The sequence below is a fragment of the Paenilisteria portnoyi genome (assembly GCF_014322795.1).
Taxonomy (GTDB): domain Bacteria; phylum Bacillota; class Bacilli; order Lactobacillales; family Listeriaceae; genus Listeria_A; species Listeria_A portnoyi.
This window is the reverse complement of sequence record NZ_JAASTT010000005.1, coordinates 35,442-55,057: the sequence shown is the minus strand read 5'-3', so window position 1 is coordinate 55,057 and position 19,616 is coordinate 35,442. Positions and strand designations below refer to the sequence as shown.

Below are 19,616 nucleotides of genomic sequence, written 5' to 3'. Positions count from 1 at the left end.
CGAGACTGACAACCATAGAGCCACAACAAAGCTGAAATAAGGAAGATTAACTAAGGAGGAAACACAAAAATGGCAAAAGATATTAAATTTAGTGAAGACGCACGTCGCGCAATGCTTCGTGGTGTTGATCAATTAGCAAATGCTGTAAAAGTAACGCTAGGACCAAAAGGACGTAATGTTGTACTTGAAAAGAAATTCGGTTCACCGCTAATCACGAATGATGGCGTAACAATCGCGAAAGAAATTGAACTGGAAGATCCTTTTGAAAATATGGGTGCAAAATTAGTATCCGAAGTTGCGAGCAAAACAAACGACGTTGCCGGTGATGGAACAACAACGGCGACAGTTTTGGCACAGGCAATGATTCAAGAAGGCCTAAAAAACGTAACAGCTGGCGCGAACCCAGTTGGTATTCGTCGCGGAATCGAGAAAGCAGTAGCAACAGCGATTACAGAGCTAAAAGCCATTTCTAAACCAATCGAAGGTAAGGAATCAATCGCTCAAGTTGCCGCTATCTCATCAGGAGACGAAGAAGTTGGTACACTGATCGCAGAAGCAATGGAGCGTGTTGGAAACGACGGCGTTATCACAATTGAAGAATCGAAAGGTTTTGCAACAGAATTGGACGTAGTGGAAGGTATGCAATTCGACCGTGGCTACTCAAGCCCCTATATGGTTACAGATCCGGATAAAATGGAAGCCGTTTTGGAAAATCCATATATCTTAATCACGGACAAAAAAATCAACAACACGCAAGAAATCCTGCCAATTTTAGAGCAAGTAGTTCAGCAAAATCGCCCACTTCTTATTATCGCAGAAGATGTAGAAGGCGAAGCGCAACAAACGCTCGTTTTAAACAAATTACGTGGTACATTCAATGTTGTTGCAGTGAAAGCACCAGGATTCGGCGATCGTCGTAAAGCAATGTTGGAAGATATCAGCATCCTGACTGGCGGCCAAGTAATCACCGAAGAACTAGGCCTAGAGCTAAAAACAACAACAATGGAACAACTTGGTAACGCGGCTAAAGTAATGGTTACAAAAGAAGCAACAACAATCGTAGAAGGCGCTGGAAACAGCTCGCAAATCTCGACTCGTGTGAACCAATTACGCGCTCAAATGGAAGAAACGACTTCCGAGTTTGATAAAGAGAAATTACAAGAACGCTTGGCTAAATTAGCAGGTGGTGTTGCGGTCGTTAAAGTCGGCGCAGCAACAGAAACCGAACTACAAGAACGTAAACTACGCATTGAAGACGCGCTAAACTCCACACGTGCAGCCGTTGAAGAAGGTATCGTATCTGGTGGTGGTACAGCCCTTGTCAACGTATACAACAAAGTGGCAGCCATCGAAGCAACTGGCGACGAAGCAACCGGCGTGAAAATCGTTCTTCGCTCATTAGAAGAACCAGTTCGCCAAATCGCGCATAACGCAGGCTTAGAAGGCTCTGTTATCGTAGAACGCTTGAAAAATGAAAAAATCGGCGTAGGCTTTAACGCAGCGAACGGCGAATGGGTAAACATGATTGAAGCCGGCATTGTCGATCCAACAAAAGTAACCCGCTCCGCATTACAAAACGCATCATCCGTTGCAGCACTACTTCTTACAACAGAAGCAGTCGTTGCAGACCGTCCAGACGAAAATGCTGGCGGCGGCGTTCCTGATATGGGAATGGGCGGTATGGGCGGCATGATGTAAAGTTTTAATAGAAAATGGCTTTATACCAATGGTTGAAAGACGTAAATCCGCTTAATTATTCTATATCACCCACTTTTCGCCCATATAAAATGCAAAAATTATTGAAGGAAGCTTTTCGCCAAATTATTTACTTTGGCGTAGGCTTCTTTCTTTATGTTGTCTGTTATATGAATATATGTGCTTTGTGTCGTCTCGAAAGAGGGATGACTAAGTTGTTTTTGTATATGTACCTGGGGTAGTTGTAATTCTTCTAATTTAAAGTCGCGTAAGCATTAGATTGCAAGGTGATTCAGGCTCTGCAAGTAAGACAGTAAAAGATATGGTGCGCGTTAAGCCAACTGTCACTAAAAAAATATCTGGAGTAACTTGCATTCGTTGTGCTATTTTACAATGAAAAATGGTACTGGGAATACTGTGTAAAATCTGGCGATGTGATTAGAGTCGATAATTATGGATTTGATAGTATTGCATGATTTACAACTTTATAATTTAAAAAAAGCCCTTGGTTTTGGAACTTTTCGTATATAAGAACGCACATTCTATTTGTAATGTAATTATAATAATTACGTCTGCTATCAAAGAAAAGCAACACTAAGTTTCTTTTTCAGAAAAAAATGTTGCTTTTTGAGATATTTATATGTTACACTTTGTAATAAATACACTATATGTTGATGAGGGATGTATTGCTATATACTACATTTTGTGGTAATATAAAAAGGTTTGACTTTTTTAGAAAATATGTTACTATATAATTAATAGAGCTGTCCCACGCTTAAGAAATTTCTTAGCGGACCAGGGGATAGCCATTTTTTTATATAAGGAGCCTTAATAGATGGATAAGACGGTTAAAAAACTACAGTTACCATTTTTTAAATTGAAAAAACCTTATAGAGAAATTGTTGTCAGTGATTACGATGTATTAGAGATACAGGGGTTTGATTTTCCTTTATTGCCATTTGTTAACGGTAAAATTGAAATAAGAGATAATAGAAATTTAAAAAAACCTATCAGTATCAGCGATATGATTTTTAGATTAGAATCAGAACATGAAATTACGTTTTCGGATAGAGAGAAAATAGATGCAGCAGATTTTTTGAAATATATTAATTATTATAGATTGTCAATATTTATCAAGTACCTCAAAGACGACAAATCTTTTACTGCACTGAAAAAAATTTATGAGTTTGATTCCTTTCTTAGTGAAAATATAGGAAAATTGATAACTCCTTTAGAAGTGTATATCAGAACGTCGTTAGCATATGTGCTAACGACAGAGTACAAAATGATAATAAGAGATTTAGGAAAGCAAGGAGATGATTTTTCCCCTGCTTTAGTTTATTTAGATAAACGAATTTACAAGGATAAGGTAATTAAAGATAAATCTATGCAAGAAACATTTTCTTATATAGCTAGAGATTTGTATGACAGGCAGAAAAGTGAATTAAGTCTAGCGCATCATATCAGCCATTATGGAGGGTGGATACCTTTTTGGGTGCTTGTCGAACACACGACTTTTGGACAATTGGGTATGATAATCGGCTTTTTAGAAAGAAAAGTAAGAAAAAGATGGGCGGAATATACATTCCCTGGAAATAGAGTTAAAGAACTTGTTGAATGGATAAACACGATTCGGTTATTAAGAAATACTTCCGCGCACTGCTCTAGGTTTTATGGAAGGAACTTTACATACAACCCAACATTGAATAAGGAAGATTTAAAATTGATATGTTTTGAAGATGAAGATGATGCCTACAAGGTGACTTTTAAAAACACTCTTTTCGCAGGGCTAATTACATTGCGAGCGTTATACGAACAATTAAGGGAAGATGATAAATTAAAATGGAATCGTTTTATTTTAGAAATAGATTCTAAAATTTTGAAAGATAAAAATCTATCAAAATCAGATTTAGGTTTTAATGACCAGTGGATTGATGCATTGAATATAAAAATTTAAATTGGTCTCAAGCCCCGACCTAACCTCGAGGGCTTTTTTCATATACTACTTTTAGCGCTAATCCCATAATGAGACAAGAAAGCACCAATTATGTGCAGTTCAATCTACTCTCCTGTGAAAAATATCCTTATATATAGCGGTGTAAAAGGCAGTTAAATGGCGGCAGGATACAAAGCTCATCATCTATAAAGGAAATCCGAATCAATGCGCTAGTTCGGGATTTTTAATTTTGTTAAAACTTGCCGATAGTTACATTCAGGTTTATAGTAAAAGCGACAGATAGACTAGGAGGAGATGGGAAGATGACAAAGAAAGTTTTTATCACCGGGGCAAACAAAGGAATTGGCAAAGAAATCGCCTATCAAATGGGCAAACAAGGGTGGACCGTTTTGTTAGGTGCGCGCGATGAAAGCCGTGGACTTGCAGCTGTTGACGAGCTTAAATCGGATAGCATCAACGCGATTTATGTAAACATCGATTTGCAAAATGCAGAAACAATTTCAAGCGCAGTCAACACCATTAAATCACAGCATTCAGACCTTACAATGCTGATTAATAACGCGGCGATTCCGGGTGATATGAGAAAACCTGGTTACGAGTTCACTTTAGACGAGCTAAGAGAAGTCATGGAAACCAATGTTTTCGGTACATTCGATCTTACGCAGCAATTGTTGCCTACCCTTGAAGCGAATAGCGGGCGCATCCTAAATATCTCGATACCGATTGGCATGTCAGACTTCTTCAACCCATTTGCCTATAAAATGAGCAAGGCGTCGCTGAATGCAATAACACAAAGCTTGGCACAGAATTTTTCGCAGGCAGAAAAACCGCTGGAGATTTTCGCGATTATGCCGGGTGGAACAACGACGGATTTGAACGGCAACATGACAGGTGATTTCATGAAAACGGCTCCTGAGGCTGGGAAGTTGATTGCTGACATTATTTTTGATGGAAAAAATCACAACAGCGAAATCATTAATTTCAATGGTAAAGTGGCTGATTACAATCAAGGTTTGTTTTAACTATTTATTTGGGTATTTGGTAAACTATGCATAAATGAAATTGTAGAACTTCTGAGGAGAGGGGCTGAGGAATATGTGGTTTATCATTTTACTTATTGTGGTCGTATGCGCGCTTTTGTTTTTCCTGCCTAATTTAACGGATCGAAAACGGAAAAAATCAGATAATCAGGAGCAGATGGATGCTGAGATTAAAGATTGGATTCATCGAAATAGTCAAGGTCCGCATATGTGATGTGGGTATACATACAGAAATGAGGCATTTTTATGCAAAATGATTGGCAAGTACTTTTAAAAGAAGAGCAGGAAAAGGCGTATTTCAAGGATTTAATGCATTTTGTGGAGGAGGAATACGCAACAACGACGATTTATCCACCACGCGAGGCGATTTATCATGCGCTGGATTTGACGAGTTATGCGGATACAAAAGTAGTTATTTTTGGGCAAGATCCTTATCACGGTCCGAATCAGGCGCACGGGTTGAGTTTTTCTGTGGCGTCTAGTGAGGCGAAATTTCCACCGTCTGTACGCAATATGTTTAAGGAGCTCGAGGCGGATTTGGGTGTGTCACGGACGGATATTAACTTGACGGATTGGGCAGAGCAAGGCGTATTGCTTCTTAACACGGTGCTCACGGTACAAGCTGGCAAAGCAGCATCTCATCGCAAAAAAGGATGGGAGTCATTCACGGACGCGATTATCCAATTGCTGAATGAAAAAGAAGAGCAGGTTATTTTTGTGCTTTGGGGGGCAGACGCTAAGAAAAAGCAGGTTTTGATTACGAATCCGCAACATAAAGTGATTACAGCGGTCCATCCGAGCCCTTTATCCGCTTACAATGGTTTTTTCGGGAGCAAGCCGTATAGCCAAATCAATGCTTATTTGAAAGCTGCTGGGAAAGCGCCAATTTCTTGGTAATCGTGGGATTGTCATTTTCTTCATACGTATTATGAGATTATTTTTACGATTTGTGGTATGATTTACGTGATTAGAAGAAGCAATGAAATCCCATGAAGGAGTTGATTAAAATGGCTTTATCAGCTGCACGTTTTGAAGAACATGAAGGATTTACTGCGCTTGCTTTTGTTTGGAAGGGCACTTTTGAAGAAGCGTTTCACGGTGAGGTGCACAAAACAATCAAGAGAATAGAGGGCTGGGCGGAGTCTCAAGAAAGTCTGAAACACGATAAGACGTTACTCGGGATGTCTGTGCATAATTTAGAAGATGGTTTCACGTATTATTCAGCTGTGAAGGCCAACTGGAAACCTAAACATATCCCGGATGACATGGAATGGATTGAAATTCCAGCACATACGTATTTTGTGTGCGATCATGTTGCGGGTACGGATATAAATGAAACTTACAAAGAAGTCGCAGAACGCATTGCAGCGCGCGATTATCGACCATATATTACGGTGGAATATCCCGTTTTTGACGAACTACCATTCAAAATTGAGGTGTATAGTAGCGCTATTGATGTACCGCGGAACGAACAGGGATTTCACATTATGATTCCAATCGTGAAGCATTTAGGTTAGGTACATGGACCAAATAAACAGCTTTTTGTGAAGTTGTTTATTTGGTTTTGCATATAATAAAAGTAAGCGATCGCAATTACTTGATTTACCGCGAAATGTTGAAAAAAAGGAAATGTCAGGCACTATATTGTGAAATTGTTAACATATTTTCGCGACGGTAAATTAGGATCAAATATAGATAAAACATACATGAGCAGAAAGAGGGGATTTTTGTGGCTGCATATTTCACACCACAAGAGACAGTAGAGGAAACAATAAAAAAAGGGGTAGCAAAGGCTGGTTCTTCCACGCTGACACTCATTATTTTGGGATTTCTTGGAGGTGCCTTTATTTCACTAGGGTATTTGCTTTATATTCGCGCGGTTGGGACAATGCCGCATGAGTGGGGAAGCTTTGCTACATTTATCGGGGCGAGTCTGTTCCCAGTTGGTCTTGTTTGTATTTTACTAGGAGGCGGCGAATTGATCACAGGAAACATGATGGTCGTTGCGCTCGCTTGGTTTGATCGCAAAATTTCGGTTGGCCAGTTATTACGCAATTGGGCGATTGTGACGATTATGAATTTCGTCGGAGCACTCGCGATTGCCTTCTTCTTCGGGCATTTTGTTGGACTCACAGAAGGCGATTTTCTAGCAAAAACGATTGCCACGGCTGGTGCGAAGATTAAGGATCCATTCTGGGTCGCCTTTGTGTCAGGAATTGGCTGTAACTGGTTCGTGAGTATTGCCGTTTGGCTTTGCTACGCAGCGAAAGACTTCACTGGCAAAATTTTAGGAATTTGGTTTCCCGTTATGGCGTTCGTTGCAATTGGTTTTCAGCACGTTGTTGCAAACATGTTCATCATTCCAGCAGCAATTTTTGCAGGAAGCTACTCGTGGAGCCAATTTTTCAGTAATGTAATTCCTGTTTATTTAGGAAACGTAGTCGGAGGCGCCGTATTTGTTTCCCTATTTTACTACTTAGCCTATAAAAAAGCCTCACCGAAAGAAAAAGAATTCGAAGCAAAGATTCCGGTAGAAGAATGAAGCTTGTAGGTTCATGAATGTACCACTAAACCCAGCGAGCCGAAAAACATAGATATTCGTCGTTATGTCTGTGCGATGGGGTTGATTTTTTTCAAGAAATGCGTTAATATAAAGTCAACAAATGCAAAGGGGTGTCTTTTGAGCCGATGAAAATGTAATCCTATTTTTTTAAGAGAATTCGAATAAGCGTTGAATGGAACGGATCTGGGTCTGTTTTGTTAGCGAACGAAATTTTCTAGAATGGGATTGCTGTGCTCAAAATGACGCAGAGCGAATAAAGACAGGTTTGTGTTGGCAAAATGGCTAACAGGCTTGTTTTCTGACTTCCTATTCTAGAGAAATAGGAGGTTTTTTTATGTTAATTTTAGAGATTAATGATGTGAAAAAAGAGATAGCGGGTCGGGTGTTGTTTGAAATTCCACACGTGATGGCGAATCGCGGGGAGCGGATTGGGATTGTTGGGCGGAATGGGCTTGGCAAGACAACGTTACTTGAGATAATGGCTGGGGTGACGACGCCGGATCGTGGGGTTGTGACGCGCAACGGCACGACGGGTTACTTGCCGCAAATTTTGCCAGAGGATGCGAAACTTTCTGGTGGTGAAAAAACGCGGAAGGCTGTGCAACGGATTTTAGCGGAGCAGCCAAACTTGCTTTTTGCAGATGAGCCCACGTCTAATTTGGATGTGGATAGCGTGAAACATTTGGAGCGTCAGTGGAAGAGGTACGCTGGGACGTTGTTTGTTATCTCACATGATCGGATGTTTTTGGATGCGATTTGTACAACAATCTGGGAGCTGGATCAGGCGCGAATCACGGTTTATCCAGGGAATTATAGTGCTTATGAAATGGCGAAACAAGCGGAACATGATCGGGCCGAGGCGGGGTATGAGCAGTATCAGGCGAAAAAGCGGCAATTGGAAGAGTCGCAACAACATCATGAAAAAACTGCGCAAGGTCTTCGGAAGCCAAACAAGCGATTTTCGTCAAGGCAGATTCGGAGCGCAAAACCGGGAAAAGGTGTGCAAGAGAAGAAGCAACATAAAACAATCAAGGCGCTGGAGCAACGAATTGATCGGTTGGAGAAAGTCGACAAGCCGTTTCAGCAAAAAGCGATTAAGATTACGCTTCCTGAACAGAATCAAATCAAGCAAGGGAATACGGTCATCCGTGTGAATCAATTGCAGGCTAAGGTCGGCAAACGTGTGTTGTTTTCAGATGCAACATTTAGCTTGAAGAGCGGTGAAAAAGTAGCGCTTATTGGAAAAAATGCGAGTGGAAAAACGACTTTTTTACGACAAATTATGCAATCAAATGATGCGATTAAGCGTGGCGATAAAGTGAAGATTGCCTATTTTGATCAGCAGTTAAAGCAAGTGGATTTGACGAAGACGTTGTGGGAGAATATCAAAGAAGTGAGTATTCATGATGATCAAATGAACCGAGATTGTCTTGGGAGTTTGCAGTTTACCGCGGCTGATTTGGCGAAAGATACGACAGTTTTATCTGGTGGGGAACGGGTGAAGTTGGCGCTCGCGATGATTCTGCTGAGTGATGCGAATGTGCTTATTTTGGATGAGCCGACGAATTATTTGGATATTAATGCAATGAAGGCATTGGAAAGCTTGATTGGTGGCTATTCTGGAACGGTGCTGTTCGTGTCACATGATCGGACTTTTGTTAGGAAGGTTGCGACGTCCCTTTTAGTTTTAGAAGAGGCGAAATTGACGTTATTTGACGGGTCTTATACGAACTGGGAGCATGCAAAAAAGACGGTGGAAACGCGGGTTGAGGAGGACAAATTATTGCTAGAAATGGAGATGTCAGCCATCGCAGCCAAATTAATGGAACCGAGATTAACCGCTACCGAAAAAGCTGAGCTGGAGAAACGCTACCAAGAAGTTGTCGCGAAACGGAAGTAAAGGAATTGCGAATGGGGACGATTTCAATGTACAATAGAGATAGATTGGCAAGCTTTTAGGAGAGAGGTAGAAAATATGGGGCAGCAGAATGTCCAAGATAGGTTGAAAATGAAAACATTGGAGATGGAGCATTTATCGCAATTCAATGATTTGTTGCGGTATGTGTTCCAGGTGACGAATCAGGAGCTTCATGAAGTTGGCTGGGCGGAAGATGAAATTGAGCAAGCAAAACGCCCAGTGTTACGGAAAGCCGACGTTATCGGTTGGTTTGATGGAGATAAACTGATTTCGCAAATGGCCGTGTACCCGATGAATGTGAATATTTTCGGCGAGATATATAAAATGGGCGGTGTGACAGGTGTCGGGACATATCCTGAGTATGCGAACTTTGGCCTGATGCACCGTCTGATGCGACAAAGTTTGAAGGAGATGCGCGACCGGGAGCAGACGATTTCTTATTTGTATCCGTATTCTATTCCGTATTATCGCCGTAAAGGTTGGGAGATTATTTCGGACGTGATGACGTTTTCGATTAAGGATACGCAGCTTCCGGAGAATGTTCCTGTGAAGGGGATGGTGGAGCGCCTCGATATTGAGCATGAAGATGTATTGAAAACGTATGACCGTTTTGCTCGGAATCAGCACGTTGCGATGATTCGTGATTCGCTGGCCTGGGAAGAATACTGGCGCTGGGAACGCGAAGAGATGATTGCGGCTGTGTATTATGACGAGGCGAACGAACCCCAAGGATTTATGTATTATTGGATTGCTGATGATATTTTTCATATGAAGGAAATGGTGTATTTAACGCAAGAGGCGCGGCATGGCTTGTGGAACTTTATTAGTGCGCATTTTTCGATGGTGACGCATGTGAAAGGGAAAATGTATACGAATGCCCCGATTGCTTTTTTGATGGAGGATAGTGATATTACGGAGACGATTCATCCTTATTATATGGCGCGGATTGTTGATGTGGAAGGCTTTTTCAAGAAGTATCCTTTTGCGGAGAAGCAGGCGGATTTTCATTTCAGAGTGACGGATGATTTGCTGGATTGGAATCAGGGAACTTTCGCTTTTACTTGGAATGAAAATGGTGATTTTGAAATGGTCAAAGAGGCGAATGGGGAAGCGGTTGAGATTGATATTCAGACGCTGACGACCATGTTTTTTGGCTATAAACGCCCGAAATATTTGCGTAAAATTGGACGGTTAATGGCGAGCGATGCGGTTGTGAAACAGTTGGAGAAAATGATTCCTAATGAGACGCCGTATTTTTCAGATTACTTTTAAATAATGGAAGACTACTGATTTTGGTGGTCTTCTTTTTTTTGCGTGAGAATTGGCTATTTAATGGGATTCTTGCGGGATTCTGAAATTGTTTTTTCCACTTTCGAGAAAACATACTGGCAATTTGACGGATTTTCAGTATAATAAAAAGAACATAAAAAAACAACTTGAAGAACTATTCACGAAATATTCGCATAATAAGGATTACAAAATAGAGCGCAATTTTTTTATGAAAAGAGGAATGATGCATGACAGAGCCACTTGTGAAATGGTCCTATAAAGGGGAAAAGGGACCGCATTATTGGGGACATATTTGTGATGAGTATGAAATCGCGCACACAGGAAAGAATCAGTCACCAATTGATATTCATATGGAGAAAGTGATGGAAGTACAGGGGGCTCCGCCGCTCGAACTAGATTACAAGGAAACGAAATATACGGTGAGACGTGTGGAGAATTCGGTACATCTTTTCCCACAGAGTAAGGAACAGGGGTTAACGTATGGTGGACAGCGGTATAATTTGATTGCTTTTCATGGTCATGTTCCAAGTGAGCACACGCTAAACGAGCATTATTTTGCGATGGAATGGCATTTGGTGCATATGAATGCAGCGGGTGAACGTCTCGTTTTAGGGATTTGGATGGAGCAGGAATTGGAAGGTAGCGATTTTGGCGAGTTAGCTTCGATTTTCCCAGAGGTTTTTGCTGATTTCGGTATTGAAAAGGAGCTTTCGCTAGATGTTAGTGGATTTTTACCTGAAAATAGGGCATACTTTACGTATCAAGGATCACTCACGACGCCACCGACTTTTGAAGGTGTGACGTGGATTGTTCTGAGAGACGCGACGAGCGTTGCTGAAGAAGATTTTGAAGCTTTCCAGGATATTATCGAGGATACGAATCGGCCACTTCAAGAGCTAGGTGATAGGCAAATTCATCACAGCGCGTGACGACAGACGTTGTATTTTTAAAGGAATGAACTCAAACTGGGGCTTTGGTGAGTTGCCAAGGCCCTTTTAAAAATAGATGGGAGGGAATGGAGGATGTATCGGCTAGCTAGTGATTTTGCAGAACAGGCGCATCGGATGCAGCGTCGTAAAATAACAGGAGAGCCCTATTTTACGCATCCGCGGAATGTGGCTCATATATTGCGTGATGCGGGATTTCGTGAGGAAGTTGTGGCGGCAGGATTTTTGCATGATGTGGTGGAGGATACACCGGTAACGCTGGAGGAAATTCGAGCGGCTTTTGGTGCGGATGTTGCAGATCTTGTGGCATCTCATACGGAAGATAAATCGCAGACTTGGGAGGAACGAAAGGCTCATACGATTGATGTTGTTCGCACGGGAACATTGGAGCAGAAAGCGATTATTGTGGCGGATAAATTGGATAATTTGCAATCGGTTAAATATGCGTTGAGCTCAGAAGGAAACAAGGTCTGGAGCTATTTTAAGCGTGGGTATGACTTGCAGAAATGGTATAATGAGAGCATTGTGGCAAATATGTATGTGGGACTAGAAAAAGAGGAGGTTCCGGCGTATTTTAAGCAATATGAGCGACTGTGTCATTGGATTTTCAGAAAATGATTTTCCTTGCTTATAATTATCTGCTAAATTAGGTACATATAATCTAAAATGATAATTGTTAGATAATAAGCTTCTCAAATTGCGTTTTTTGATGTAGAATGTAAACGAATACATAATGAGATTGGAGTGGATTGGAATGGTTTTTGGAGCGATTGAGGCAGGCGGTACGAAGTTTGTTGTGGCAGTGGGAGATGCAACTGGTAAGGTTTTGAAGCGGGAGACGTACCCTACAACGGAGCCAGCCGAGACGATGAAATCTGTAGAGCGGTTTTTTAAGCAGTATGAGGAGGATTTGGAGGCGATTGGTGTCGGTTCATTTGGTCCGATTGATGTGCGGAAATCGAGCCCAACATACGGCTACATCACGTCTACACCGAAATTGGCGTGGCGGAATTATGATATTGTTGGCGCATTGAAAAAGGCATTTGAGGTACCGATTGGCTTTACGACAGATGTGAATGCAGCGGCACTTGGCGAGGTGACACTTGGTGCGGCAGAAGGACTTTCGAGTTGTATGTATATCACGATTGGGACAGGAATCGGCGCGGGTGCTGTTGTAAATGGCAAAATGTTAGAGGGTTATTCGCATCCAGAAATGGGACATATTATGGTTCGCCGACACAAGCATGATCGCTATCAGGGCAATTGTCCGTATCATGATGATTGTTTGGAAGGGCTCGCAGCAGGTGGGGCCATCGAAAAACGTTGGGGTAAGAAGGGCGTGGAACTTGCCGAAAATGAGGAAGTTTGGAATTTGGAAGCGCATTATATCGCGCAGGCTTTGATGAATTATAGTTTGATTTTGTCACCAGAACGAATTGTTATTGGAGGCGGGGTTATGAAGCAGCGCCAAGTTTTCCCGCTCGTTCGTCAGAAATTAAAAACGTTGATTGCGGGCTATATCCAGTTACCGGATTTGGAGGAATATATTGTACCGCCGAAATTGGAAGATGATGCTGGAATTACTGGGTGCCTTTTGCTAGCCGTGCAGACGAAGAATGAAGCGTAAATTTTTAGGAAAGGACAGCCATTTTTAGGAGAGTGGTTGTTTTTTAGGAATCTTTGTGAGAAAATATACATGGAATAAGGAACGTATGGAAAATTGTATCGGAGGAAAAAATCATGTCAATAACGGAATTACTGCACATTAAATATCCAATTATGCAAGGTGCGATGGCGCAAATCGCAAAGGCACCACTTGTTGCGGCTGTGTCGAATGCTGGCGGACTCGGAATTATCGCGTCGGGCGGTATGAGCGGAGAGGAATTGCGCACGGAAATTCAGAAAACGAAGGCGTTGACGGACAAGCCGTTTGGTGTCAATTTAATGCTGATGATGACGAATATCGAGGAATTGACGGCAGTTATTATAGAAGAAGGTGTGAAAGTAGTGACGACTGGGGCTGGAACGCCGAAAACGTATATGCCAATCTGGAAAGAGGCTGGAATCACGGTTATTCCAGTTGTACCGTCTGTGATGATTGCTCGCAAAATGGAGCAGCTCGGTGCGGATGCGGTTGTGGCAGAGGGCATGGAAGCTGGTGGACATGTTGGTGAGACGACGACGATGGCGCTATTGCCGCAAGTGGTTGATGCTGTTTCGATTCCAGTCATTGCGGCTGGCGGAATTGGCGATGGACGCGGGATTGCAGCTGCTTTTGCATTGGGAGCTCAAGGTGTGCAAATTGGTACGCGTTTCCTCGCGACGGATGAATGCCCGGTTCACGAGAATTTTAAATTAGCGTGTTTGAAGGCGAAAGATCGTGATACGGTCGTAACTGGTCGCCGAAATGGTGCCCCAGTTCGCAGTATTAAAAATCAGATGATCAAGGAATACCAGCGTTTAGAAGATGAGAACGTGGATCGCGATGTGCTTGAGGAACTGACGCTTGGCTCTTTACGCAAAGCCGTGCAAGAAGGCGACACGGAAAACGGCTCAGTTATGGCAGGTCAAATTACGGGTATGATTACCGAAATTAAGCCTGTCGACGCGTTGATTCAAGAAATGATGACACAAGCAACAGAAACGGCGAGTGCGTTGACTATAAAATAAAGCAATATAAAAAGAGTCCTGAGAACCTTATTATTGAGGTAATCAAGACTCTTTTTATATTTTATTGTACGAAATTGGGATCCATGTACATAACTTCCCACAAGTGTCCGTCAACATCTTGGAAACTACCGCTATACATAAAGCCGTGGTCTACTTTCTCGTTGGACACAGAACCGCCAGAAGCGAGTGCTTTTTCAACAAATATATCGACACCTTCGCGACTATCGGCAGAAAAGCCTAGAATAGCTTCAGTTGATGTTCTAGCATCTGAAATTTCTTTCTTCGTGAATGTTTTGAAATAATCCTCTACGACCAACATAACCATTGTATTTTCATTCAAAATTAAGCATGTCGCATTTTCATCCGTGAATTGTGGGTTGAATTCAAAGCCTAGTGCTGTGAAGAAGTCCACCGATGCGTTTAATTTTTTTACAGGTAACGTTAGAAAAACCATTTTTGCTTGTACCATTTTGTCACTCCTTTCAGTTTTAATCCTTATCATTGTAATGTATCCGTGTAAAAAAGTATACATTGAAAATAAGTGAACAAAAAAAGAGGACTCCACTGAAAATTGGATAGTCCTCTTTTTGTAATTATAATGTTTGTTTTGCTTTTTCAATCATGGCTCTAATTTGGTCAAAACCAGTGCCGCCATACGAATTACGTTTCGCAACGGCAGTATAGGAGGCAAGCGCGTCATAAATATCTTGCTCAATAACGGGCTGAATCGCTTGATAATCTTTGAGCGCCACATCCTGTAAGTAGATCCCTTTTTGCGTACAATCGAGAACTAGTTTCCCAACAATTTCATGGGCTTCACGGAACGGCACGCCTTTTTTAGCAAGGTAGTCAGCAAGTTCAGTCGCATTGGAAAAATCTTTTTGCGTCGCGTTTTCCATCACGGTTTCGTTCACCTTCATTGTTTCAATCATCCCCGCAAAAATATCGAGGCTCGTTTTCACCGTATGAACCGTGTCAAACATACCTTCTTTGTCTTCCTGCAAATCCTTGTTATACGCGAGCGGTAAGCCTTTAAGCACCGTCAAAAGTCCGAATAAGTTACCGTAAACACGCCCAGTTTTCCCACGAATCAACTCCGCCATATCGGGGTTTTTTTTCTGTGGCATAATGCTGCTTCCCGTCGCAAACGCGTCAATTAGCTCAACAAACTGAAATTCATGGCTCGTCCACAAAATTAATTCCTCACAAAAACGCGACAAATGCGTCATCAAAAGGGCGCTATTACTCAAAAATTCGATAATAAAATCGCGATCACTAACACCGTCTAAACTATTATCATACATCGCGCTAAAACCAAGCTGTTCTGCACTATATGCCCGATCAATCGGAAAAGTCGTCCCAGCAAGCGCCGCACAACCGAGCGGGGAAATATCAATCCGCTTCATGCTCTCCGTCAAACGCTCCAAGTCACGGCTAAACATGCCGTAGTAAGCCAATAAATGATGCGCGAAAGAAATCGGCTGCGCGTGTTGCAAATGCGTATAACCAGGCATAATCGTCTCGACATGACTCTCCGCTTTCACCACAAGTACCGTCCGCAAATGCGCCAAAGAGGCAATAATCTCGGTCACCGCTTCCTTCAAATACAAATGCATATCCGTCGCGACCTGGTCATTCCGACTCCGTGCCGTATGTAATTTCCCAGCCACAGGGCCTATTTCTTCATGTAGCAATTTCTCAATGTTCAGATGAATATCCTCATTCACGACGCTAAATTCCAATGCACCAGCCGCTAGTTTTCCAGCAAGAGCCTCAAGTCCAGCTGTGATTTGCACCGCCTCATCCGCCGAAATAATGCCGCATTTCCCGAGCATTGCCACATGCGCCAAGCTTCCCGTAATATCTTGTTTTGCTAGTTTTGCATCAAAGGAAATCGAGGCGCCGAATTCATCGATCCACGCCTCACTTTTTCCTTGAAAACGACCGCCCCATAATTTTTCCATTGTTTACACCTCTGTTTTCGCGTTTAATTTTGCATTGACTTCTGCGCTAACTTTCGTTGGCAAGCCCCAAAGTTTGATGAATCCAACCGCTGCGTCTTGATCGAATGTATCCGCCGAAGTGTACGTGGCCAAGTTCTCGTCATACAATGAATTCGGTGATTTCCGACCTTCCACAATCGCATGTCCTTTGAAAAGTTTCATCCGAATCGTACCATTCACATATTTTTGCGTATCTTTCAAGAAGGCTACGAGCGAACTTGTAAGCGGCGAGAACCAAAGCGCGTTGTAGATAACTTCGCTGATTTTCTGCTCGATTACCGGTTTGAAATGCGCGACTTCACGCACAAACGTCAAATCTTCTAGCTCTTTATGCGCCGTAATTAGGGCAACAGCAGCAGGACACTCGTAAACTTCCCGTGATTTAATGCCGACAAGACGATTTTCAATATGATCAATCCGGCCAACCCCATGCGCGCCGGCAATCTTGTTTAATTTTTGAATCAGAACAGCTAGGCTCAGTGACTCACCGTTCAAAGCAACCGGAACACCGGCTAAAAACTCGATTTCAATGATTTCTGGTGTATTTGGTGTATCTTCTAGCGCTACTGTTAAGTCATACGCAGCTTCTGGTGGAGCAACCCACGGATTTTCCAAAACGCCACACTCATTGGAACGTCCCCACAAGTTTTGATCGATAGAAAACGGATTATCGAGGTCAATCGGAACCGGAATATTATGTTTTTGTGCATATTCGATCTCTTCTTCCCGTGACCATTTCCAATCACGAACGGGCGCAACGACTTTCAAATCTGGTGCCAACGCATGGATCGCCACTTCGAAACGAACTTGGTCATTTCCTTTCCCAGTACAACCATGAGCGATGGCAGCGGCGCCTTCTTGTCTAGCCACTTCCACGAGCTTCTTCGCAATCAATGGACGAGAGAGCGCTGAAATCAGTGGATACTTTCCTTCATAATAAGCATGGGCTTGCAGAGCGATTAGAGCGAAATCTTCCGCAAATTCCTCGCGCGCATCAATTGTGTAGGACGCCGATGCACCGACTGTCAAAGCCTTTTCTTTGATAAATTCCAAGTCTTTTCCTTCGCCTACATCTAAACAACAGGCAATAACATCATAATTTTCTTCGGCCAACCACTGAATGGCAACGGAGGTATCTAAACCACCAGAATAAGCAAGAACGATTTTTTCTTTTGTCATCTCTACATCCCCTTTTATTAATAAATATACATTTCAATAAAACTAATAATACCACTACACGAATGTTATTTCAACCATTTTATTTATTTTTATTCATAAAAATGATTAAATATCCATAAAAACGAAAGTGAAATCGCATCAACTTGCGTGTTTTCCTAGCCTACAAATTGGTTAAAATTTTTTAAAACTGCTATACTTAAGAGGTGAATTACTTGAGATTATATTTGAGGAGTGAGCGTAATTGAAACAGACATTGAAATGGATTGGTATTGTTTTAGTAAGTATCGTATTGTTACCACTGGTTGCTATTTTCTTTATTTATAAGAAGGCAGTCGGTAAACGGGAGTACGATCCAAAGGTTCTTGACAATCTAGAAGAAGCAGCGCAAGATTATGTGAAAAAGACAGCACCACTATCGGATGTAGATTCCCGATACAAATACATCCGCCTAGCTGAAAAAGCACTTCCAGCAGCGAAAGATATCGAAGTCGGCGAAATTGAAAATAAGAAAATCGATGGTCCCGGCGGCAAAATCAGTCTTCGTATTTATTCACCAGAAGCAGATGGCCCGTATCCATTGATGGTATATTTCCACGGTGGCGGCTTTGTAACTGGTAGCGTACAAACAACAGACGGCATTGCCCGTAAATTAGTTCAAACAACAGGATATCGCGTGATTTCGGTGGATTATCGTTTAGCACCTGAAAATCCGTTCCCAGCTGCGATTGAAGACGCGTATGCGACGGTAGCTTGGGTTTCGAAGCATTTAACGAGTTTACGTGCGAAATCAAAGGATATTGTTGTTGCAGGGGACAGCGCCGGCGGAAATATCGCGGCAGTTGTTGCCCAGTTAGCTAAATCAAAAGGAACACCGAACATTTCCAAACAAATTTTGCTATATCCGCCTGTTGATATCTTTTCAAGAGATGCTTCGGTACTTTATCCGTCCATGGATGAGTTCGCGGAAGGCTATGTCTTGACGAAAGAATCACTGGATAAATATTTCAAACTTTACTTATCCGGTGCTGGCGATCGCAAATATGATCCACTTGTTGCACCGATTCGTAGTAAAGATATTGCTGATTTACCAGCAGCATTTGTGGCTACCGCTGAATATGATCCATTGCGCGATCAAGGTGAAGCTTATGCTGAGAAATTAAAAGATGCTGGCGTTCCAGTTTACGCGAAACGCTTGGAGAAGGTAACACATGGCTTCATGAGTACGCCTTCTGCTGCAACGGATGAGACGTATGAATTGATCAGTGAATTTTTACAAGAGAAGTTATAAGTTAGAAAAAGGTAGCGGTCTTTGATGATTGCTATCTTTTTTTGCGATTTTAGGATAATTATGAGAAGATGGATTAAAAGAAGGAGCGTGGGTTCATGAGTTTAGGAAAAATTTTGATTGCAGAGGACGACAATGATATTAACCATCTGATTTCAGACGTGTTGACGCGCGAAGGCTATACTGTAACGCAAGCATTTTCAGGCACAGAGGCAAAATTATATTGGAACAGTGATGCGTTTGACTTGTTGCTGTGCGATTTGATGTTGCCTGGAATGACTGGTGAGGAGTTGGTGGCGGAAATTACCGCGAAACAAGCTGCGGCGATTATCGTGATTTCGGCTAAAAATACGGTGATGGATAAAGTAGATTTGTTGAAATTAGGAGCCAGTGATTATATGACGAAACCGTTTGATATTGAGGAGTTATTGGCACGTGTGGAAGTTCAGTTGCGAAAAGGGAGTACTGCTGGTGACATCCCGGATGCGTTAGTTTGGAATGGCTTATCTTTGTCAGAGGATCGGTATAGTGCGCAGGTTGATGGGGTGGATATTCGTTTGACTGCCCGTGAGTTTGGGATTTTAAAATTGTTGCTTAGTAATCCGAGCAAAGTTTTCACGAAGGAGAATATTTTTTCGTCGGTGTGGGGGGAGACAGAGTTTATTGATGAGAACACGGTGAATGTACATATGAGTAATATTCGTGGGAAATTGGGGAAAGTAGCGCCGGACCGAGAGTTTGTGGAGACGGTTTGGGGGATTGGGTTTAAGATGAAAAGCTGAAACGGCCCGTTAGATCCGAAAAAATTTGTTAGGGGCCGCAATGAAAACCCGTCCTTTGTTTTTGTGGAGGGCACGAAAATTTCGAGGATCTGGCCGTTGAAGCTGGATCCGAAGGCGGGGAACGTGATTTAACGCATGGATTTGTATACTCACTGACGTTCCTATACATTTGATTATATAAGAAAAAACTGAGCGGGGGACACCGTTCGGTTTTTTCGTTTGGGGTGGAGTAACATACGATTCTAGAGATTGGTGGGGCGTCATGCTTGGCGCCTCTGGATCCAGCT

18 protein-coding genes are annotated in these 19,616 nt (G+C 42.3%); 15 read left to right on the top strand and 3 right to left on the bottom strand.

The features are described 5' to 3' along the window. Positions 1 to 69: 69 nt before the first annotated feature. From groL to HCJ66_RS05040, 13 genes are all read left to right on the top strand, one after another. Positions 70 to 1,698, top strand: a complete 1,629-nt coding sequence (gene groL, locus HCJ66_RS05100; protein WP_181676005.1) for a chaperonin GroEL — start codon at positions 70 to 72, stop codon at positions 1,696 to 1,698. A gap of 832 nt (positions 1,699 to 2,530) precedes the next feature. Next, positions 2,531 to 3,652, top strand: coding sequence for an Abi family protein (locus tag HCJ66_RS05095; RefSeq protein ID WP_187132164.1), 1,122 nt, complete (start codon positions 2,531 to 2,533; stop codon positions 3,650 to 3,652). A gap of 302 nt (positions 3,653 to 3,954) precedes the next feature. Next, a complete protein-coding gene (locus tag HCJ66_RS05090; RefSeq protein WP_187132163.1) occupies positions 3,955 to 4,674 on the top strand; it encodes an SDR family NAD(P)-dependent oxidoreductase in 720 nt (239 codons plus the stop codon). Between the two features lie 73 nt (positions 4,675 to 4,747). Then, positions 4,748 to 4,906, top strand: coding sequence for a hypothetical protein (locus tag HCJ66_RS05085; protein WP_187132162.1), 159 nt, complete (start codon positions 4,748 to 4,750; stop codon positions 4,904 to 4,906). A gap of 32 nt (positions 4,907 to 4,938) precedes the next feature. Next, positions 4,939 to 5,589: a uracil-DNA glycosylase gene (locus HCJ66_RS05080; protein ID WP_187132161.1), complete on the top strand. Its 651-nt coding sequence runs from the start codon at positions 4,939 to 4,941 to the stop codon at positions 5,587 to 5,589. Between the two features lie 110 nt (positions 5,590 to 5,699). Further along, a complete protein-coding gene (locus tag HCJ66_RS05075; RefSeq protein ID WP_187132160.1) occupies positions 5,700 to 6,209 on the top strand; it encodes a GyrI-like domain-containing protein in 510 nt (169 codons plus the stop codon). 212 nt (positions 6,210 to 6,421) lie between these two features. Beyond that, complete coding sequence (locus tag HCJ66_RS05070) at positions 6,422 to 7,234, top strand: formate/nitrite transporter family protein (protein ID WP_187132159.1); 813 nt, start codon at positions 6,422 to 6,424, stop codon at positions 7,232 to 7,234. A 355-nt stretch (positions 7,235 to 7,589) separates the two neighbouring features. Continuing rightward, positions 7,590 to 9,155, top strand: coding sequence for a ribosomal protection-like ABC-F family protein (abc-f, locus tag HCJ66_RS05065; RefSeq protein WP_187132158.1), 1,566 nt, complete (start codon positions 7,590 to 7,592; stop codon positions 9,153 to 9,155). 75 nt (positions 9,156 to 9,230) lie between these two features. Beyond that, positions 9,231 to 10,445 carry a GNAT family N-acetyltransferase gene (locus HCJ66_RS05060; protein ID WP_187132157.1) on the top strand — a complete coding sequence of 405 codons (1,215 nt, stop codon included), beginning with the start codon at positions 9,231 to 9,233 and terminating at the stop codon, positions 10,443 to 10,445. Between the two features lie 245 nt (positions 10,446 to 10,690). Beyond that, on the top strand, positions 10,691 to 11,392 hold the full coding sequence (locus HCJ66_RS05055) for a carbonic anhydrase (protein ID WP_187132156.1): 702 nt from the start codon (positions 10,691 to 10,693) through the stop codon (positions 11,390 to 11,392). Between the two features lie 93 nt (positions 11,393 to 11,485). Further along, the gene (locus HCJ66_RS05050; protein WP_187132155.1) at positions 11,486 to 12,028 is read left to right on the top strand and encodes an HD domain-containing protein; all 543 of its coding nucleotides are present in this window, start codon (positions 11,486 to 11,488) and stop codon (positions 12,026 to 12,028) included. Positions 12,029 to 12,164: 136 nt separating this feature from the next. Next, on the top strand, positions 12,165 to 13,037 hold the full coding sequence (locus HCJ66_RS05045; protein ID WP_187132154.1) for an ROK family protein: 873 nt from the start codon (positions 12,165 to 12,167) through the stop codon (positions 13,035 to 13,037). Between the two features lie 113 nt (positions 13,038 to 13,150). Then, the gene (locus HCJ66_RS05040) at positions 13,151 to 14,080 is read left to right on the top strand and encodes a nitronate monooxygenase (protein ID WP_187132153.1); all 930 of its coding nucleotides are present in this window, start codon (positions 13,151 to 13,153) and stop codon (positions 14,078 to 14,080) included. A gap of 61 nt (positions 14,081 to 14,141) precedes the next feature. On the opposite strand, the gene HCJ66_RS05035 is transcribed toward HCJ66_RS05040, so the two are convergent. The 3 genes from HCJ66_RS05035 to HCJ66_RS05025 all read right to left on the bottom strand — a co-directional run bounded on the left by HCJ66_RS05035 (position 14,142) and on the right by HCJ66_RS05025 (position 17,262). After that, on the bottom strand, positions 14,142 to 14,549 hold the full coding sequence (locus tag HCJ66_RS05035; protein WP_187132152.1) for a VOC family protein: 408 nt from the start codon (positions 14,547 to 14,549) through the stop codon (positions 14,142 to 14,144). Between the two features lie 124 nt (positions 14,550 to 14,673). Then, positions 14,674 to 16,044: an argininosuccinate lyase gene (gene argH, locus HCJ66_RS05030; protein WP_187132151.1), complete on the bottom strand. Its 1,371-nt coding sequence runs from the start codon at positions 16,042 to 16,044 to the stop codon at positions 14,674 to 14,676. 3 nt (positions 16,045 to 16,047) lie between these two features. Then, positions 16,048 to 17,262 carry an argininosuccinate synthase gene (locus HCJ66_RS05025; protein ID WP_181675989.1) on the bottom strand — a complete coding sequence of 405 codons (1,215 nt, stop codon included), beginning with the start codon at positions 17,260 to 17,262 and terminating at the stop codon, positions 16,048 to 16,050. Between the two features lie 241 nt (positions 17,263 to 17,503). On the opposite strand from HCJ66_RS05025, the gene HCJ66_RS05020 reads away from it, so the two are divergent. After that, the gene (locus HCJ66_RS05020) at positions 17,504 to 18,550 is read left to right on the top strand and encodes an alpha/beta hydrolase (protein WP_187132150.1); all 1,047 of its coding nucleotides are present in this window, start codon (positions 17,504 to 17,506) and stop codon (positions 18,548 to 18,550) included. A 95-nt stretch (positions 18,551 to 18,645) separates the two neighbouring features. After that, on the top strand, positions 18,646 to 19,329 hold the full coding sequence (locus HCJ66_RS05015) for a response regulator transcription factor (RefSeq protein WP_187132149.1): 684 nt from the start codon (positions 18,646 to 18,648) through the stop codon (positions 19,327 to 19,329). Positions 19,330 to 19,616 lie beyond the last annotated feature (287 nt).

Coding starts and splice junctions, on each gene's coding strand:
- groL (WP_181676005.1), top strand. CDS start 70: ATGGCAAAAGATATTAAATTTAGTGAAGACGCACGTCGCGCAATGCTT.
- HCJ66_RS05095 (WP_187132164.1), top strand. CDS start 2,531: ATGGATAAGACGGTTAAAAAACTACAGTTACCATTTTTTAAATTGAAA.
- HCJ66_RS05090 (WP_187132163.1), top strand. CDS start 3,955: ATGACAAAGAAAGTTTTTATCACCGGGGCAAACAAAGGAATTGGCAAA.
- HCJ66_RS05085 (WP_187132162.1), top strand. CDS start 4,748: ATGTGGTTTATCATTTTACTTATTGTGGTCGTATGCGCGCTTTTGTTT.
- HCJ66_RS05080 (WP_187132161.1), top strand. CDS start 4,939: ATGCAAAATGATTGGCAAGTACTTTTAAAAGAAGAGCAGGAAAAGGCG.
- HCJ66_RS05075 (WP_187132160.1), top strand. CDS start 5,700: ATGGCTTTATCAGCTGCACGTTTTGAAGAACATGAAGGATTTACTGCG.
- abc-f (WP_187132158.1), top strand. CDS start 7,590: ATGTTAATTTTAGAGATTAATGATGTGAAAAAAGAGATAGCGGGTCGG.
- HCJ66_RS05060 (WP_187132157.1), top strand. CDS start 9,231: ATGGGGCAGCAGAATGTCCAAGATAGGTTGAAAATGAAAACATTGGAG.
- HCJ66_RS05055 (WP_187132156.1), top strand. CDS start 10,691: ATGACAGAGCCACTTGTGAAATGGTCCTATAAAGGGGAAAAGGGACCG.
- HCJ66_RS05050 (WP_187132155.1), top strand. CDS start 11,486: ATGTATCGGCTAGCTAGTGATTTTGCAGAACAGGCGCATCGGATGCAG.
- HCJ66_RS05045 (WP_187132154.1), top strand. CDS start 12,165: ATGGTTTTTGGAGCGATTGAGGCAGGCGGTACGAAGTTTGTTGTGGCA.
- HCJ66_RS05040 (WP_187132153.1), top strand. CDS start 13,151: ATGTCAATAACGGAATTACTGCACATTAAATATCCAATTATGCAAGGT.
- HCJ66_RS05035 (WP_187132152.1), bottom strand. CDS start 14,549: ATGGTACAAGCAAAAATGGTTTTTCTAACGTTACCTGTAAAAAAATTA.
- argH (WP_187132151.1), bottom strand. CDS start 16,044: ATGGAAAAATTATGGGGCGGTCGTTTTCAAGGAAAAAGTGAGGCGTGG.
- HCJ66_RS05025 (WP_181675989.1), bottom strand. CDS start 17,262: ATGACAAAAGAAAAAATCGTTCTTGCTTATTCTGGTGGTTTAGATACC.
- HCJ66_RS05015 (WP_187132149.1), top strand. CDS start 18,646: ATGAGTTTAGGAAAAATTTTGATTGCAGAGGACGACAATGATATTAAC.